The 16,699-nt window shown below is 74.7% G+C and carries 19 protein-coding genes; 9 read left to right on the top strand and 10 right to left on the bottom strand.

From position 1 onward, the window contains the following. Positions 1 to 49 precede the first annotated feature (49 nt). The 4 genes from mscL (at position 50) to ACFUEL_RS04640 (ending at position 5,262) form a co-directional block, all read left to right on the top strand. Complete coding sequence (gene mscL, locus ACFUEL_RS04625) at positions 50 to 499, top strand: large conductance mechanosensitive channel protein MscL (RefSeq protein WP_380234508.1); 450 nt, start codon at positions 50 to 52, stop codon at positions 497 to 499. A gap of 370 nt (positions 500 to 869) precedes the next feature. Next, a complete protein-coding gene (locus ACFUEL_RS04630) occupies positions 870 to 1,481 on the top strand; it encodes a DUF6643 family protein (protein WP_380234509.1) in 612 nt (203 codons plus the stop codon). Between the two features lie 181 nt (positions 1,482 to 1,662). Further along, positions 1,663 to 2,613: an MOSC domain-containing protein gene (locus ACFUEL_RS04635; protein ID WP_380234510.1), complete on the top strand. Its 951-nt coding sequence runs from the start codon at positions 1,663 to 1,665 to the stop codon at positions 2,611 to 2,613. Between the two features lie 219 nt (positions 2,614 to 2,832). Continuing rightward, complete coding sequence (locus tag ACFUEL_RS04640) at positions 2,833 to 5,262, top strand: right-handed parallel beta-helix repeat-containing protein (protein ID WP_380234511.1); 2,430 nt, start codon at positions 2,833 to 2,835, stop codon at positions 5,260 to 5,262. Here ACFUEL_RS04640 and ACFUEL_RS04645 read toward each other — a convergent pair whose 3' ends face one another. The 8 genes from ACFUEL_RS04645 to ACFUEL_RS04680 all read right to left on the bottom strand — a co-directional run bounded on the left by ACFUEL_RS04645 (position 5,263) and on the right by ACFUEL_RS04680 (position 10,562). Beyond that, positions 5,263 to 5,478 carry a hypothetical protein gene (locus tag ACFUEL_RS04645; RefSeq protein ID WP_380234512.1) on the bottom strand — a complete coding sequence of 72 codons (216 nt, stop codon included), beginning with the start codon at positions 5,476 to 5,478 and terminating at the stop codon, positions 5,263 to 5,265. Between the two features lie 353 nt (positions 5,479 to 5,831). After that, entirely contained in the window at positions 5,832 to 6,179 is a 348-nt protein-coding gene (locus tag ACFUEL_RS04650) for a MerR family transcriptional regulator (RefSeq protein WP_380234513.1), read from the bottom strand. Between the two features lie 8 nt (positions 6,180 to 6,187). Next, positions 6,188 to 6,928 (bottom strand): SDR family NAD(P)-dependent oxidoreductase, encoded by a 741-nt coding sequence (locus ACFUEL_RS04655; RefSeq protein ID WP_380234514.1) that lies wholly within the window; start codon positions 6,926 to 6,928, stop codon positions 6,188 to 6,190. A 62-nt stretch (positions 6,929 to 6,990) separates the two neighbouring features. After that, positions 6,991 to 7,293 (bottom strand): AzlD domain-containing protein, encoded by a 303-nt coding sequence (locus tag ACFUEL_RS04660; RefSeq protein WP_380234516.1) that lies wholly within the window; start codon positions 7,291 to 7,293, stop codon positions 6,991 to 6,993. Continuing rightward, complete coding sequence (locus ACFUEL_RS04665; protein ID WP_380234517.1) at positions 7,290 to 8,000, bottom strand: AzlC family ABC transporter permease; 711 nt, start codon at positions 7,998 to 8,000, stop codon at positions 7,290 to 7,292. The genes ACFUEL_RS04660 and ACFUEL_RS04665 overlap by 4 nt, the downstream gene beginning before the upstream one ends. Then, positions 7,997 to 8,860: an AraC family ligand binding domain-containing protein gene (locus tag ACFUEL_RS04670; RefSeq protein ID WP_380234518.1), complete on the bottom strand. Its 864-nt coding sequence runs from the start codon at positions 8,858 to 8,860 to the stop codon at positions 7,997 to 7,999. The genes ACFUEL_RS04665 and ACFUEL_RS04670 overlap by 4 nt, the downstream gene beginning before the upstream one ends. A gap of 74 nt (positions 8,861 to 8,934) precedes the next feature. Next, on the bottom strand, positions 8,935 to 9,594 hold the full coding sequence (locus tag ACFUEL_RS04675; RefSeq protein ID WP_380234519.1) for an MTH938/NDUFAF3 family protein: 660 nt from the start codon (positions 9,592 to 9,594) through the stop codon (positions 8,935 to 8,937). Positions 9,595 to 9,719: 125 nt separating this feature from the next. Further along, positions 9,720 to 10,562, bottom strand: coding sequence for a TetR/AcrR family transcriptional regulator (locus tag ACFUEL_RS04680; RefSeq protein ID WP_380234520.1), 843 nt, complete (start codon positions 10,560 to 10,562; stop codon positions 9,720 to 9,722). A gap of 140 nt (positions 10,563 to 10,702) precedes the next feature. Here ACFUEL_RS04680 and ACFUEL_RS04685 point away from each other — a divergent pair, with 140 nt between their 5' ends. Continuing rightward, positions 10,703 to 11,143, top strand: a complete 441-nt coding sequence (locus ACFUEL_RS04685) for a nuclear transport factor 2 family protein (protein ID WP_380234521.1) — start codon at positions 10,703 to 10,705, stop codon at positions 11,141 to 11,143. A gap of 147 nt (positions 11,144 to 11,290) precedes the next feature. Further along, entirely contained in the window at positions 11,291 to 12,040 is a 750-nt protein-coding gene (locus ACFUEL_RS04690; RefSeq protein WP_380234522.1) for a hypothetical protein, read from the top strand. Between the two features lie 20 nt (positions 12,041 to 12,060). Here ACFUEL_RS04690 and ACFUEL_RS04695 read toward each other — a convergent pair whose 3' ends face one another. Further along, a complete protein-coding gene (locus ACFUEL_RS04695) occupies positions 12,061 to 12,645 on the bottom strand; it encodes a hypothetical protein (protein WP_380234523.1) in 585 nt (194 codons plus the stop codon). Between the two features lie 89 nt (positions 12,646 to 12,734). After that, positions 12,735 to 13,475, bottom strand: coding sequence for a hypothetical protein (locus tag ACFUEL_RS04700; protein ID WP_380234524.1), 741 nt, complete (start codon positions 13,473 to 13,475; stop codon positions 12,735 to 12,737). 257 nt (positions 13,476 to 13,732) lie between these two features. Here ACFUEL_RS04700 and ACFUEL_RS04705 point away from each other — a divergent pair, with 257 nt between their 5' ends. The 3 genes from ACFUEL_RS04705 (at position 13,733) to ACFUEL_RS04715 (ending at position 16,635) form a co-directional block, all read left to right on the top strand. Further along, positions 13,733 to 14,491: an arylmalonate decarboxylase gene (locus tag ACFUEL_RS04705; RefSeq protein ID WP_380234526.1), complete on the top strand. Its 759-nt coding sequence runs from the start codon at positions 13,733 to 13,735 to the stop codon at positions 14,489 to 14,491. 58 nt (positions 14,492 to 14,549) lie between these two features. Beyond that, the gene (locus ACFUEL_RS04710; protein WP_380234527.1) at positions 14,550 to 15,305 is read left to right on the top strand and encodes an SDR family NAD(P)-dependent oxidoreductase; all 756 of its coding nucleotides are present in this window, start codon (positions 14,550 to 14,552) and stop codon (positions 15,303 to 15,305) included. 73 nt (positions 15,306 to 15,378) lie between these two features. Beyond that, entirely contained in the window at positions 15,379 to 16,635 is a 1,257-nt protein-coding gene (locus ACFUEL_RS04715) for an MFS transporter (RefSeq protein ID WP_380234528.1), read from the top strand. Positions 16,636 to 16,699: the final 64 nt, after the last annotated feature.

A 16,699-nucleotide genomic window follows, 5' to 3' on the forward strand; every position in this document is an offset into this window, starting at 1 on the left:
GGTGAACTCGGTTGGACCGCAGGAAGGTTGGACCGCCAGGATGGCTGACATGTTCAAGGGATTCCGCAGCTTCCTGCTGCGCGGCAACGTCGTCGACCTCGCGGTCGGCATCGTCATCGGCGCGGCCTTCACGGCCGTCGTCACCGGTTTCGTCGCGGCCTTCCTGACCCCGCTGATCGGCATCGCCTCCGGCGCGGTCGGCGACTTCAGCAAGGAGTCGTTCACCGCGGCCGGGGTCACCTTCCCGTACGGCGCGTTCCTCCAGGCCCTGATCAGCTTCGTGCTGGTCGCCGCGGTGATCTACTTCGCCGTGGTGATGCCGGTCGGCAAGCTGCAGAACCGTTTCAACCCGGTCAAGGACACCCCGGTGGCCAAGGCCGACTGCCCCGAGTGCCTCAGCACCGTCCCGGCCGCGGCGACCCGCTGCGCCCACTGCACCAGCGAGCTGGCCGGCCGTCCGGGCTTCCCGGCCCAGGCCGCCGCGGCGACCGCCCGCTGAGCACCCACCGCGGCACCCGCCGCACCGCACCGGCCCGGACGGCTCCCCGCCGTCCGGGCCGGACCCGTTCCGGGCGCGGGCGCGTTCCGGACCCGGGCGCGGGCCGGGCGCCCCCGCGGCGGTCTGGACCACTGCCGGCTTAACGGAACCTTGGCGCAGCCTTTCCGCCGCCCGATCGGAGGCTTTTGTCCGGCACCGGGTGAGCGGGCGGTGCACGGACGATGGATCCCGGATGACCGAAACGGGCCCTCGTTTCGCCCAACTCTGCCAGCAAATGCCCGATTTAAGCGAGCGAAGAGTCTGTAAACAGTTGAACTCCAGGCCGTTCCGCTCTCCTCAGCAGGCACGTTGTGGGCTTACGGTATGCCCCATGACCTCGCCCCGCTCCTACGACGGAGTCGGCTACCCCTCTCCGTCCTTCTCCTCCGGCACGCCCATCTACGACAGCTTGGTCGCAGAGCGCGGCATCCCGCAGATCGCACCCATCAACGTGCCCCCGGCCCTCCCGGCCGCCTCCTGGTCCTCCGCCTACGGCAGCGGTTTCGGCACCGGCTTCGACTCCCCCCAGTCGAACCTGCCCGCCCTGCCCCCGGCCCGCCTCGCGCTCGGCCCCGGCCCGAGCAGTGCCCCGGCCCCCGCCCCGGCGCAGTACATCCCGGCCCAGCCCGGCTACCAGAACGCGCCGGTGCAGTCGCAGCACGGCTACGCCGCCGCCCCGCAGGGCTTCCTGCCCGGCCAGCGCCCGGCCGCCCCGTTCCAGCCCCAGCCCGCGCAGGCGTACCCCGCCCCGCAGGCCCCGGGCAACGGCTTCGCCGCCGCCCCGCAGAGCTTCACGCCGACCTTCAACTCGCAGCAGTTCGGCGCCCAACCGGCCCCGCAGCAGCAGTCGTTCGGCGACCAGTCGTTCGGCGGCAACACCCTGCGCCCGGCCGCGGCCCCGCAGCAGTACCCGCAGTACCGGCAGTACCCGCAGGCCGGCTGAGAACCCCACCAGGGGGGCAAGGTCACCACGCAACGACGCGTTTCTCCCCCACACCGCCCGCCCGGACACCCCACCCCGGCGGACACACCGCACACCCCGCGCTTCCCCGCCTCCCGGCCCCCGCCGGGGCGCGGGGAAGCGCCGTACCGGGCCCGGCCGCACGCCTGGCAGGATGGTCGGCATGCCGCGCCTCGCCTCCCTCCACCTGTACCCGGTCAAGTCGATGTACCGGCTCAGCCCGCCGTCCGCCGAACTCCAGCCCTGGGGCCTGACCGGCGACCGCCGCTGGATGCTGGTGGCCGCCGACGGCACCGCCCTCACCCAGCGCGACGAGCCCTCGATCGGACAGTTCCGGCCCGTCCCGTCCGCCGACGGCACCTCGCTCACCCTCACCGGCCCGGACGGCTCCGTCCACACCCTGGCCGCGCCGACGCTGGCCGCCGGCGCCCCCGAGACCACCGTCAGCGTCTTCGGCACCGTCTTCTCCGCCGCCGGGGCCGCGAAGGAGACCTCCGCCTGGCTGGCCGAACGGCTGCCCGCGAAGCTCGGCGAGGTGCGCCTTGTGCACCTGGACCGCCCGGCCACCAGCCGCCCGATCAACCCGGAGTACGCCGCCCCCGGCGAGACCGTCTCGATGGCCGACGGCTTCCCGCTGCTGCTCACCACCACCGGCTCGCTGAACGAGCTGAACGCCCGGATCGCCGACGACCACCCCGGCGACCCGGTCAAGGGCGCGCCGCTGCCGATGGAGCGCTTCCGCCCCAACCTGGTGGTCTCCGGCACCGCCGCCTGGGCCGAGGACGGCTGGCGCCGGATCCGGATCGGCGGCCTGGAGTTCCGGGTGGTCAAGCCGTGCGGGCGCTGCGTGGTGACCACCACCGACCAGGAGAGCGGCGAGCGGCGCGGCCCGGAGCCGCTGCGGGCGCTGGGCCGGCACCACCGCTTCGGCAACAAGCTGGTGTTCGGCCAGAACCTGGTGCCGGTCCGCGGCTCGGCCGCCGGGGCCGGTGCGGGCTTTGGGGCCTCCGCGCTCTCCGGGGACGAGGTCGCCGAGGTGCTGGGAACGCTGACCGTCGGCGACCCGGTGGAGGTGCTGGAGCAGGCCCAGGCGCCGGAGCCGGACCGCCGCTGACCCGGTCCCGCCGTGCCGCCCGGACCGGCCCTCCTGCGGCGCCGTCAGCTCCGTGCACCCGGAACCACCCCCGGACCCGGTCGTTGAACCGGGCGCCGGACCGGCGCCGCGGCCCGGGCGGCGGCCCGCCGGGCCCGCCCCGCGCGCTACGGTGGGGCCGATCGCGCAGCGTCTCGACGCAACCGACGCAACTGACGAAGGCGGGGATGACAGATCGCCATGGGTGAGCTCAGGGTCCGGGTCACGCAGGACAGCGCCTCGCGTTGGCGCCGCCGCGGCGGGGAGTACGCCACGCTCCGCGAGGCCCTGGAGGTCGCCGAGCCCGGCGACACCCTGACGGTGCGCGCGGGCACGTTCCGCGAGGCCGTGCTGGTCGACAAGCCGGTGACGCTGGTCGCCGAGCAGGGCCCGGGCAGCGTGCGGATCTCGCCGCCGGAGAGCGCGGTGCGCGGCGGCACCGCGCTGACGGTGACGGCGGCCGCGACCGTGCGCGGCCTGGTCGTGGAGGGCTCCGACCGCTCCGCCCCGGCGGTGCTGCTGGCGGGCGCCGACGGCGCGGTGCTGGCCGACTGCCGGGTGGAGACCTCGTCCGCGGTGGGCGTGGAGCTGGCCGACGGGGCCCGCGCCCAACTGGTCAACTGCGTGGTGGAGAACCCGTCCGGGCTCGGGGTGCGGCTGCGCGCGCAGGCCCGCGCCGAGCTGCTGGACTGCGAGGTGACGGCCGCCGGGCAGAGCGGGGTGGCGGTGCTGGCCGGCTCCCGGCTGCGCGCGGAGCGGGTGAAGGTCCGCCGGGCCGGCGGGGCAGGCGTCCTGCTGGCCGACCCGGGGACGCTGGCGGAGCTGACCGGCTGCGAGGTGTCCGAGGTGCGCGGCTCGGGCGTGCAGGCCGAGGCGCAGGCGGTGGGCCGGCTGACCGACTGCACGGTGCACCGGGTCTCCGGCAACGGCCTGAGCCTGGACAGCGGCGCCGAGTTGGAGCTGTCCTCCTGCCGGGTGCACGAGGTGCCGGAGAACGCGGCCGACCTGCGCGGCGGCTCGAAGCTGACGCTGCGCCAGGTCACCGTGCACGGCTTCGGCCGGGGCGCGCTGTCGGTGTGGGACGGCGGGACGAAGGTGCTCGCCGAGGGCTGCCGCTTCCACTCCGCGCAGGGCGACTACCCGGCGCTGTGGGTGAGCGACGGCGCGGCCCTGGAGCTGGCCGACTGCGCCCTGGACGACCTCCCCGACGCGCTGTTCGTCCTCGACCAGGGCTCCTCGGCGGCCGTCCGGGACTGCTCGTTCAGCACCATCCGCTCCTCGGCGGTGTCGGTCAGCGGCGGCGCGAGCGCCGACCTGTCGGGCTGCCGGATCCAGGGCGCGGGCACCGGCCTGTGGTTCCGCGACCACGGCTCCGGCGGCCTGCTCACCGACTGCGAGATCGCGGACGTGGCGACCGGCGTGATCGTCACCAAGGGCGCCGACCCGGTGCTGCGCGGGTGCACGGTGCGCGGCGCGAGCGAGGCCGGGGTGTACGTGTCGGCGCAGGGCCGCGGCGAGTTCGAGGAGGTGCGGGTCTCGCAGGGCGGCGGCTTCGGCTTCCACGTGATCGACGGCTGCCGGACGAAGCTGGTGCGCTGCCGGGCCGAACGCAACACCCGCGCCGGGTTCGAGTTCTCCGAGCCGGGCCCGCTGGCCGAGGGCTGCACCTCGGACGACGCGGCGCCGCTGCCCGTGCCGCCCGCGTCCGTCCCGGCTCCCGTTCCGTCCGCCGTCCCGTCCACCCCTCCCCCGCTGGCCACCCTGGCCCAGCCGGCCGCGTCCGCTTCCCCGCCCGTCGCCGTGATCGCCCCGATCCCGGACTGCCGCCCGGCCGAGGTGGCGCTCGCCGAACTGGACGCGCTGGTCGGCCTGGCCACCGTCAAGCAGGAGGTGCGCACCCTGATCGACCTGATCTCGGTCGGCCGGGCCCGGCAGCGCGCGGGCCTCAAGGCGCCCTCCCCGCGCCGCCACCTGGTCTTCACCGGCGCCCCCGGCACCGGCAAGACCACCGTGGCCCGCCTGTACGGCGAGATCCTCGCCTCGCTCGGCGTCCTGCAACGCGGCCACCTGGTCGAGGTCGCCCGGCTGGACCTGGTCGGCGAGCACATCGGCTCCACCGCGATCCGCACCGCCGCCGCCTTCGACCGGGCCCGCGGCGGCGTGCTGTTCATCGACGAGGCGTACGCGCTCGCCCCCGAGGACGGCGGCCGGGACTTCGGCCGGGAAGCCATCGACACCCTGGTCAAGCTGATGGAGGACCACCGGGACGAGGTGGTCGTCATCGTGGCCGGCTACACCGCCGAGATGGAGCGCTTCCTGGCCGCCAACCCCGGCCTCTCCTCCCGATTCTCACGCACCGTCACCTTCCCCGACTACACCGCCGACGAACTCCTCGACATCGCCCGCGCCCAGGCCGCCGAGCACGAGTACCGCCTCTCCGAGGCCACCGAGTCGGCCCTGCTCGGCCACTTCACCGCCATCGACCGCTCCACCGGCTTCGGCAACGGCCGCACCGCCCGCCAGGTCTTCGAAACCATGGTCGAACGGCACGCCTCCCGGGTCGCCCACCTCCCCTCCCCCACCACCGAGGACCTCCAACTCCTCGTCCCCGCCGACCTCCCGGGCGCGTAGTCAGACCTTCCCCTTGCGGCGGGCCAGCGGGAGCATCACCGCCCAGAAGGCTGCCAGGGCGGCCGCGATGACCAGCAGCCCGACCCAGTGCGGGTTGCCCTGCGCCCGCGCGAGCAGTGCCAGGGCGAACAGGAGCACGGTGCCGCCGCCACCGGCGAGCGCCAGCATCCGCATCCCGCGCCGACTCCCCCAGGGGGCACGTCCGTTGCCGTCCATCTCTCCTCCTCCGTCGTCCGCCCGACGGGTGCCCGGAGACACGCGATTCATGTCGGACGCGGCCGAGCGCCGTCAGGGGCCCGGGGCACTGTCGGCAGACGGGCATGCACCACCAGGGGCCCGGGGAACTGTCGGCAGACGGGCATGCACAATCAGGGGCCCGGGGAACGGCGGGGCCGTGCTGCTGACGGCCGGAGCCCATCGAAGTGTCCGTGCTGCTGCGTGTCTGTGACAGAACCAGAAGCAGATGCGCGCCACGGCAGTGCACCGTCAGCAGCCACGGGCTCGCCGTTCCCCGAGCCCCTGGTTTCGCCTCCCGCCGTTCTGCCCGAGCCCCTGGATGCGCGCTCCGGTCAGGTATCTCCCAGGGCCGCCGCCAGGCGGTCGCGCAGGGCGGTCTGTTCGGCGATGCGGCGGTCCATCGCGGCGAGGCGTTCGCGGGCCAGTGCGAGCATCCGGGGGCTGGGCGGGTGGGCGGTGACGTCGTCGCCGTCGAGGCAGGGCAGCAGGGGGCGGATGTCGTCCAGGGTGAGGCCGGCCGCGAGCAGGGCCCGGATGTTGCGGACGCGGGTGACGGCGCCGGGCCCGTAGACCCGGTAGCCGTTGGCGGCGCGTTCCGAGCCGATCAGGCCCGCCTGCTCGTAGTGGCGGACGGCCCGGGGCGTGGTGCCCGTCTGCGCCGCCAGTTGACCGATCCTCACCCGGCCGATCATCCCACCACCGCGCCGCCGTCGACCGGCAGGACCACCCCGGTGACGAACCCGGCGGCGGGTTCGGCGAGTCGGCAGATCGCCCAGGCGACCTCCTCCGCCCGGCCGATCCGGCCGAGCGGGGTGTGGGCGAGCTGCCAGGCCCGGAGTTCGGCGAGGCGTTCGGGCGGGAGGTGGTCGGCGATGGGGGTGTCGATCGGGCCAGGGGCGACGGCGACCACCCGGACGCCGTGCGGGGCGAGTTCGACGGCCCAGCTGCGGGTGAGCGTGTCGAGGGCGGCCTTGCTGGCCGCGTACACCGAGTTGCCCGGCCAGCCGCGCTGGCCGACGGACGTGCTGACGTTGACGACGACGCCGCGGGCGGCGGTGAGCAGTGGCAGGACGGCCCGGGTGAGCAGGACGGGGGCGGTCAGGTTGGTCGCCAACTGCTCCTCGAGCGCCGCCCGCCGGACCTGGCCCAACGGGGCGCTGCGCACCACGCCCGCGTTGTTGACCAGCACGTCCAGCCGCCCGTACCGCTCGGCGAGCGTCTCGGCGAGCCGCCGTCCCGCCCCGGGCGCCGTGATGTCCTGCGGCCAGGGGTCGATGCCGTCCTGTCCGCGTGCCGTCTCCGCGAGCGCCTCGGCCCGCCGTCCGACGGCCAGGACCCGCACGCCCTGTTCGGCGAGAGCCCGTGCCGTCGCCCGTCCGATGCCGCTGCCCGCTCCGGTGACCGCGGCCACCCGCTGTTGGTTCGTCATGCGGCCATCGTGGAACCCTGCCGCCGGCGTCAGGGTCAAGCGCCGGCCCGGCCGGGCCCCGGTCAGGCCAGTCGGACCAGGGCGGTGACGACGATCGCGGCGAGCACCACCAGCAGGAACGGGGCCCGGCGCCAGAGGGCGAGGGTGGCGGCGGCGAGGCCGGCGGCGCGGGCGTCGAGGGTGAGGTGGGGGCCGTGGGCGAAGGTCTGCTGCGCGGTGAGGGCGGCGAGCAGGGCGACCGGGGCCAGGGTGGCGAAGGTGCGCACGGCCGGGCGGTCGAGCAGGCGGGCGGGGACGGCCAGGCCGAGGAGTTTGAGCAGGTAGCAGCCGGCGGCGGTGGCCAGGACGGCGGTCCAGACGGTCATCGGGCCGCCCTCCCGCGCAGCAGGCCGGCCAGCGGGACGGCGGCGAGGGCCAGCAGCACGGGGACGCCGGCGGGCAGGAGCGGCGTCGCGGCCAGGACCAGCAGGACGGCGGCGGCGGCCACCCGGCGTTCGTGCGGGTCGCGCAGCCGGGGGGCGAGCAGGGCGAGGAAGACGGCCGGTCCGGCGGCGTCGAGTCCGTAGCGGGCCGGGTCGCCGAGGGCGTCGGCGCCGAGCGCGCCGAGCAGGGTGCTGAGGTTCCACAGGGCGAAGAGGCTGACGCCGGTGGCGGTGAAGCCGAGCCGGGCGGTGCGCCGGTCGGGCTGGGCGAGGGTGACGGCGGCGGTCTCGTCGATGACCAGCTGGGCGGCCAACGGCTTGAGCACGGACGGGAGTTGCAGGCGTTCGGCCAGTCGCATCCCGTAGAAGGCGTTGCGGACGCCGAGGAAGAGCGCCCCGGCCACGGCGGCCACCGGGGCGGCGCCGGCGGCGAACGCGGCGACCAGCGCGAACTGGCTGGCCCCGCTGAAGACCAGCAGGCTGAGCGCGCAGGTCTGGGTCACGGTCAGGTGGGCGCCGGCGCCGGCCGCGCCGAAGGCGAACCCGGCGATCCCGACGGTGGCCCCGACGGTGAGGGAGTCCCGGAGCACGGCTCGGGCGGGTGGGGCGAAGTACCCGGCGACGCCGGGCGGTTGGGTGCTGGTGGTCATGCCCCCAGGGTGTCGCGGGCGGGCACCGGAAATCTTGTACGTTCTTGCACGGCCCGGCGGTAGGCCCCGGGCGGGACGCCGACGCTGCGGCGGAAGTGCCGGGCCAGGTGGGCCTGGTCGACGAAGCCGACGGCGACGGCCGCTTCGGCCGGTGGCACGCCGCGGCGCAGCAGGGAGCGGGCGGCGGTGACGCGCTGCTGGTTGAGCCAGGCGTGCGGCGGCAGGCCGTGGGCGTCGCGGAAGGCGCGCAGCAGCGGGAAGGGCCGGGTGCCGACGGCGGCGGCCAACTCGTCCAGGCTGGGCGGGTCGACGAGCCGGGCGTGCAGGAGTTCGCGGGCGCGGGCGACGGCCGGGGAGCCGGCGGAGGCGACGCGCGGGGTGGTGCTGGGTGCGGCGTGGGTGCGCAGCAGGCGGGCGACCAGCAGGCGGAAGGCGGTGGAGGCGGCGAGCGGGTCGTCCCGTCCGACGGCTCCGTGCACGGCGTGGACGAGGCGGGCGAGTTCGCCGTCGTCGGCGACGGCGGTGGTGAAGGCGGGTGTCCCGGTGCCGGCGGGCCGCAGGTCGTCGGCGGCGTCGAGGACGCTCTCCACGGCCGGGTAGAGCACCCGGTAGCCCCAGCCCTCGGGCACGCCGGCGTGGCCGGTGACGACGACGTCGGGGTTGACGAGCGCGACGCTGCCGACCCCGGCGCGTTCGGTGCCGCCGCCGTACTGGAACTCCTCGACGCCCTCGGTGATGGCGGCGATCACGTACGTGTCGTGGGTGTGCCGGCCGAAGGCGTGCTCGACGTAGCGGGCGTCGAGGAGTTCCACCTGCGGCAGGGCGCGGTGGACGGAGAAGGCGGCGTGTTCCGCGGACATCTGATCACCTGGGGGGCGGGTCTCGGCGGGTCTCGGCGGGTCTCGGCGGGTCTGGTCGGGTCTGGTCGGGGGTGTCAGCAGGTGGAGTGGAAGAGGGCGCCGGTCGGGCGGGTCTCGGCAAGGGCGTGGTAGAGCTCGACGGCGGCCCGGGTGTCGGCGGTGTGCACCTCCACCCCGGCGGCGGCGAGGAGTTCCAGGGTGGCCGGGTCGATCCGCAGGACGCGGTCCGTGCCGAGGGTGAGGACGACCACCTCGGCGCCCCGGCCGAGGAGTTCCCGCACATCGCCGGGCTGGACGCCGGGGACGTGCCGGGTGCCGTGGACGCTCCAGTCCCAGGGGTGGCCGCCGCCCGGGTACAGCACGAAGTCCTTGCCGGGGGCGAGGCCCTCGACCTCCATCAGGCCCCACTCCAGACGGGTGATCCGCGGCGAGCGGAGGGCCTGCGCCGGGGCGTCGACTGCGTTCATGGGCGCGATTGTCGCAGCCGCCGGCCGGCGGTGTCCCGGGCGGGGCCAGCAGCCGTCGCACTCCCCGCGCCCGGTGCCGAACCGGGCCCCGACGACCGTGCCGCGCCCGGCCCGCTCCGCCCACACCCACACGCCGAGGTCGGCCGGGCCCGGCTTCCCGAGCCGGTTGCAGCACGGGTCGAGCTGGTGCTGCTCGGCGTGGCGGAACAGGTCCGCCTCGACGGCGGAGGGCTTGCGGCCGATCAACTCGATTCCGTCCAGAAGCACTTGGGGGCCGGTGTCCTCGTGGTCCGGCTCCCACCTCTCCGGGTTCCGCCCCCCGTACCCCGGTTCCCCCTCCCGCCAGCGCACTTCAGCCCCCGCGTACGGTTCCGACGACCCTGCCGGGCAGGCTACGGGGCACCGCCGGCGCGACGCAGGCGGTGCGCCTTCTGCCGGCAGGCGGCCCCGCAGAAGCGGGCGGGCCGCCCGGTGCGGGCCGCTGCGACGGGGCGGCCGCACACCTCGCAGCGGACGGCACCCGGGGCCGTGCCCGGGACGGTGCCCGGGGTCGTGCCGTCCGCATCGACGTAACGGAACGTTTCGTTACTCCCGTTCCGTTCCGGTCCTGCCGCCGGGGGTTTCGTGACAGCGGTGCCACCGGCGGCGCCCTCGGCCAGCAGGACGGAGGCGAGCAGGGCGGTGATCCGCCCCGGGCGGTCATTGTCGGCGCGGGTCCGTTCGGCGGTCGCCGCGCCCACCACCAGGGCCCGCAGGTCGGCCGCGTCGAGGTCGGCCCGGATCGTGCCGGTGGCCTGGGCGCGGATGAGCAGTTCGTCGAGCGCGGCCAGGAAGTCGCGCCGGGCCTCCGGGTCGCCGTCCGGCCCCGGGTCGCCGTCCAGCGCCTCGAAGCCCTCGCACAGCGCCCTGTTGAGCGCGGCCTGCTCGGCCAGCCGCCGGAAGAGGCCGAGCAGCGCCCCGGCCGGGTCGTCGCCCCGGGCGAGTCGGCGGGCCTCGGCGGTCATCCGGCGGACGCCGTCGGCGAGGACGGCGCGGAACAGGTCGTTCTTGGTCGGGAAGTGCCGGTAGACGGTGCCGACGCCGACCCCCGCGTGGTGGGCCAGGTCGTCGAAGGAGACCCGCAGGCCGTCGGCGGCCAGCAACTCCCCGGCAACCCGCAGGAGGTGCGCCCGGTTGCGCCGGGCGTCGGCCCGCTGCGGCGCGTTCGGCGGGGCCGCCGTTCCGGGGGGTGTCATCCTGCCTCCTCTGGCGGGTGGTTCGGCCGTTGACTTCCGGAGGGATCTCTCCGTATCGTTGAAACGGAGTCGATCCTCGATTTTTCCACCCTATCCCGGGGCCGGGCGATTCGGCCCCGGCCATCACCCTGGAGTGCCTTGTGACGTTCACCCCCGCACAGGTCGTCGAGCGGCTGCGGACGGCCATGGAGACCAAGGACCGCTCGGCGTTCGTCGACGAGTTCGCGGCCGACGGCGTGTACGAGCTGCCCTTCTCGCTGGCGGGCGCGCCGTCGCGGTTCGAGGGCATCGACGCGGTCCGCGCGCTGCTGGTGCGCGACAGCCCGATGTCGCGGGCGATGGAGTTCGACCGGGTCTCGGCCCGGGTGCTGCAGAGCACCGACCCGGAGACCGTCACCGTCGAGTTCACCGTCGACGGTCGGAACAGCGCCAGCGGGGAGCCGTTCTCCTTCCTCTCCTCGGTCGGCGTGATCCGGGTGGTCGACGGCAAGGTCAAGCACTACCGCGACTACCCGAGCGTGCTGCGCGGCGCGCAGGTCGCCGGGATGCTCAAGCCGTACGCCCGGTCGCTCGCGGAGTAGCCCGCGCGGCGGACGACCCCGCTCCGTCCGGACGGCCGCCCGGACGTCGGTGTCCGGCAGTAGCGTGTGCGCGTTCGTTCGTCGCACGGTTCGGAAGGCCCATCGGTGGATCATCAGCGTCCCTCCACGGAGGAGATCCTGGCGCGCATGCCGGAACTCGCACCACACGGCCGCGCGGCCGCCCGGCTGTGGCTCGAACCCGGGGCACCCGGGCCCGCCGACAGCTCGATCGGCGGCCCGCTGCTGTGGCCCGCCGGCGAGCCGTGGCCCGTGTGCCCGGTCGAGGAGGAGGACGGGCCGCACGAGAACGGGCCGCTGGTGATGGTCCCACTGGCCCAGCTCCACGCCCGTGACGTGCCCGGCCCGTGGTGGCCCGCCGGGGCGGACCTGCTGCAGGTGCTCTGGTGCCCCGTCGAGCACTGGGAGGCGCCGGTCGGCCAGGCCGACCTGTGCCCGGTGGTCGAACTCCGCTGGCGGGACGCCGCCGAGCTCTCCGCGGCCGGGACGGCGCTCCCCCCGGAGCCGCCGGAGTACTACGAGGACGAGTTCCTGCCGGAGCCGTGCGTCTTCTCGGTGGAGCACCTCACCGACTTCCCCTACCGTGAGGAGCTTCCGCCCGAACTCCAGCCCGCCCTGCGGCAGTTGGTGAAGGACACCGACCCCGGGGGCAAGGACGTGATCACCCGGGTCGCCGGCTGGAAACTCGGCGGCTGGCCGACCTGGCACCTCAACCACCCGAGCACGCTCAGCTGCGAGCGCTGCGGAACCCCGATGACGCTGCTCTTCACGATCGCCAGCGACGACACGGCGGGCATCGTCGTCGGCCGCTGGGGCGAACTGCGGATCTTCACCTGCCCGGCCGACCACACCCACCCGTTCACGGCCAACCTGCACTGACGCCCGCCCGGGGCCGCCCGTCAGCGGGTGGCTTCGGCCAGGTGCCGCCGGCTCTCGGCGAGCACCCGGGCCACCGTCTCGCGCTCGTCCCCGTCCGCCGAGTCGAGGAGTTCGCCCGCGGCCACCATGGCGGCCCAGAACTCGGCGGGCCGGCCGCGGTCCTGGCGCGGGCCGAAGCGGGCGAGCATCCGGAAGGCGGAGGACAGCTCGCCCTTGACGAACCGCCGGGAGAGGCTGATGGCGTAGCCGCTGCCCAGGCCGCCCATGGCGTCCCACGCGGCCCGCAGGTGCCCGGCGATCTCCTCCTCCCGCTCGTCGAGCCGTTCGGGGACGTCGAACACGCCGCACATCTCCAGCAGGTGGCCGTAGTCCTCCTCCTCGCCCGGGTGGAACTCGTCCTGCGCCTGCTCGTACCCGGCGAGCCGCTCGCGCAACTCCGCCTCCGCCGTCCCCCGGGCCACCCCGACGGCCACGGCCGCCTCCGACCACCGCGGGGTCCGCGCGGCGAGTTTGCCGCACACCGCGGACGGTGCCGCCCCCGCGCGCAGCCGCTCCCGGGCCGCCGCCACCAACGACTCGTCGACGCCGCTTCCGTCGTCCGGCACTCCGCCACCTCCTGGTCCGCGCCGGCACCCGACCGGCCCCACAGTGGTGATTGTCCGGGTCGGCCGGAGCCGGTGCCCGGCGGGGTGGTTCAGGCGAAGTCCGGGCATTCGCCGGTGCGGTCCGGGTACTCGGGCTGCCAGACGCCGCGGGGCAGGGCCGTGTTCAGCCGGGCCACTTCCGCCGCTGCCGCGGTCAGTTGCTCGGTGGTCAGGTGGGCGGCTGCCGCGTACACCCGGCCGGCGTGGCGGCAGGACGAGTGCGGGCGGAAGCCGGGCGACCAGGGCTCGCCGGCGAGGGCGAACAGTTCGGGCAGCGGCCAGCCCAATCCGCCGGTGAGGCCGAGGAGTTGGTACTTGCGGTGCTCGTTCGGCTCCCAGGACCGGACCATGTCGAGGACGGTGCTCCGGGACAGCCCCATGAAGGGGAGGGTGTGGAGCGAGAAGCCGCGGTTGCGGATCATCGCGAGCAGGGTGGCGGCGAACCCGTGCTCGGCGGCATCCACTTCGGCCTCGCTCATCCACGGGGAGAACGGCAGCGGGACGGCCCGGCGCGGGGCGTCCGGTACCGGCGGGAGCGCGCGGATGTACGCCTCGATCGCGGCCGACTGCCGGTGGTCGCAGTAGCAGACCAGGTGGGCGAAGTCGCGCAGCGTGCGGCCGTCGCGCTCCGGCGGCAGCAGTTCGGCCGGCACCTCGCGGCCGGCCGCCGCGTACAGGTCGGCGAGCGGGAGGTCCGTCTCGACGGCGAGCGCGGCGAGTTGGCCGGGCGGGAAGGCCGAGCCGTCGGCGGCGAGGGCGCGCAGGGTGGCGAGGCGCTCCGGAAGTTCCATGCGCACAGGGTAGGGCTGTGACCGCAAAGGTTCGCCGGGTCGTCGGACGACTCCGTCCGAGGATGCATGCCGGGCCCGACGACCGCACCGCCCCGATGTCACGAACTGCTCGACGAGTTAAATCAACGGCATTTGATCGCCGTCGGGAAATGTCAAGCAATTGTCGGGATGTCAAGATCTTGAGATTTCGCGTGAGGGAGTGTCAGGGTCGCTCCCCGTCGCCTCACCGGGCCGTCTCCCGCTGTTAGCGTGCCGCCATGGATATCTTCGGACTGCCTCGCTTCGGCCTGCTGGTGCCACCGGAAAACCCGGTCGCCGAGCCCGAGTTCATGCAGCTGCTCGGCTCCGAGATGAATGTCTACACCACTCGCTTTCCGGTGACCAAGGAATTCACACGGGAAACGATGGAGATGTACAACAAGGTCCTCCCGGAGGTGCTCTCCACCTTCGGGCAGTTGCGGTTGGACGCCGCGGTGGTGGCCTGCAACGCCTCGCACTACCTGCTGGGCCCCGCTGGTGACCGGGAGTTCCTGGCGGAGCTCTCGGAGCGCTTCGGGTTCCCGGTCCGCTCCTCCTCGCAGGCGATCCTCGACCTGCTCTCGGCGATCGGCACCGAGCGGCTGACCCTGGTCACGCCGTACGCGCCCTGGCTCACCGACATATCCCGCTCCTTCTGGGAGCAGGCCGGTCTGACCGTGAACGAGGTGATCGTGACCCCCGCCGGCCCGCAGCCGCGGGACGAGGACCAGCACTTCAACCCGTACCTGGTCACCACCGAAACCATCCTGGACCGGGTGCGGGCGGCGGAGCTGCCCGAGGACGAGACGGTCCTCTTCACCGGCACCGGCATGGCGACCCTGACCGCGGTGGCCGAGCTGGCCCGCGAGGACGACCGACGCACCCTGCTGACCTCCAACGCCGCCTCCGCCTGGTGGGCACGCCGCACCGCGGGCGTGACCGACGGCGAGGGCACGCACCCGCTGATCCGCCGTCTGGGACGGCTCGCCACGCACTGAGCGGGCTCCGCACCGGCACCCCGCCACCGCACCCCTACCCGTCAAGGAGGCGCCCGTCGTGGCCGCCAGCAGCGAAGCACAGAACTCCGGCTCCCCCGTCGCCCTGGTCAGCGGTGGCGCCTCCGGCATCGGAGCGGCCGCCGCGGCCGCGCTGACCGCCCGGGGCGTGCGCGTCGCCGCCCTGGACCTGAAGCCCGAGGAGGTCACCGGACCGGCCCTCGGCATCGCCTGCGACGTGACCGACGACGCCTCGGTGCGCCGCGCCGTCGCCGAGGCCGCCGAGCGCTTCGGCCGGATCGACATCGTGGTGAACAACGCGGGCATAGCCGCCCAGGGCACCGTCGCCGACAACGACGACGAGGAGTGGCACCGGGTCATGGACGTCAACGTCGTCGGCATGGTGCGTCTGGCCCGGGCCGCGCTGCCGCACCTGCGCCGCTCCCCCGTCGCCGCGATCGTCAACACCTGCTCGATCTTCGGCTGGACCGGGGTGGTCAACCGCGCCCTCTACTCCGCTTCCAAGGGCGCCGTGCAGGGCCTGACCCTGGCGATGGCCGCCGACCACGTGCGCGAGGGCATCCGGGTCAACGCGGTCGCCCCCGGCGCCGTGGACACCCCGTGGATCCAGCGGGTGCTGGCGCTCACCCCGGACCCGGCGGCGGCCCGCGAGACGCTGAACGAGCGCCACCCGCTGGGCCGGCTGGCCCGTCCGCAGGAGGTCGGCGAGGCGATCGCCTACCTGGCCCTGGACGCCACCGGAACGGTCGGGACGATTCTCTCCGTCGACGGCGGCATCCACGCACTGCGGCTCTGACGCTCCGTCCGGCCAGGCCGGCCGGCCCGCAGGGCTTCACCCTGACACCAATGGAAGGTTCCAGCATCCCATCATGAGTCGCACCCAGCCGCCCGCCGGCACCGCCACCGCTCCGCCGACCGATCCCGCCACCCCGCCGACCGATTCCGACACCCCGTCGGCCGCGAACCAGAAGCTCCCGATGGCGGCGCTGCTCGCGCTGGCCGTCGCGGTGTTCATCACCAGTCTCACCGAGACCCTGCCCGCGGGCCTGCTGCCCGCGATGAGCTCCGGCCTGCACGTCAGCCAGTCGGCCACCGGTCAGACGGTGACCATCTACGCGCTGGGCACCGTGCTGACCACCATCCCGCTGGCCACCGCCACCGCCGGGTGGCGGCGCAAGCGGCTGCTGCTGACGGCGATGGCCGGTTTCGCGGTCGCCAACACCGTGACCGCCCTCTCCAGCGACTACGCGCTCACCCTGGTCGCCCGGTTCGTCGCCGGCGTGGCCGCCGGCCTGGCCTGGGCGCTGCTGGCCGGGTACGCCCGCCGGATGGTCGCGCCCGCGCTGGAGGGCCGGGCGATCGCCGTCGCGATGGCCGGTATCCCGGTCGCGCTCTCCGTCGGCGTGCCCGCCGGCACCTTCATCGGCCAGGTGGCCTCCTGGCGGACCGCCTTCTACACGATGACCGGCCTGACCGTGCTGTTGCTCGTCTGGATCGCCACCGTGGTACCGGACTACCCCGGGCAGACGGCCGGCGGCAAGATCCCGGTGCGCAGCACCCTGAAGGTGCCCGGCGTGACGCCGGTGCTCTTCGTGATGCTGGTCTTCGTGCTGGCGCACACCCTCCTGTACGCGTACGTCGCGACCTTCCTGGACCACGTCGGGATGGGCGACCGGACCGACGCGGTGCTGCTGGTCTTCGGAGTGGCCTGCCTGATCAGCATCTGGCTGGTCGGCGCCTACATCTCGCGCCACCTGCGTACCCTGACGGTCGCGAGCACCCTGCTGGTCGGGGCCTCGGTCGCGGTGCTGGGCGCGTTCTCGCACACCCACCTGCTGGTCTACGTCGCCGCCGCGCTCTGGGGTCTGGGCTGGGGCGGGGTGCCGACCTTGCTGCAGACGGCCGCCGGGCAGGCGGGCGGCGAGGCCGCGGACGCCGCGCAGGCGATCCTGGTGGTGCTGTGGAACGTGGCGATGGCCGCGGGCGGCATCGCGGGCGGCCTGCTGCTGGGGCCGGCCGGGGTGGGCTCGTTCCCCTGGATCGTGCTGGCGCTGCTGGTGCCGGTGCTGGCCGTGGTGGTCGTCTCGCGGGCGCACGGGTTCCCGGTGCGGCGGGCGGCGGACTGAGCGGACGCTGCCTGCGAGGACGCGGAAGGGCCCCCGCCACACCTTGAGTTCCAGGTGTGGCGGG

Source organism: Kitasatospora sp. NPDC057198 (assembly GCF_042670125.1).
Taxonomy (GTDB): Bacteria; Actinomycetota; Actinomycetes; order Streptomycetales; family Streptomycetaceae; genus Kitasatospora.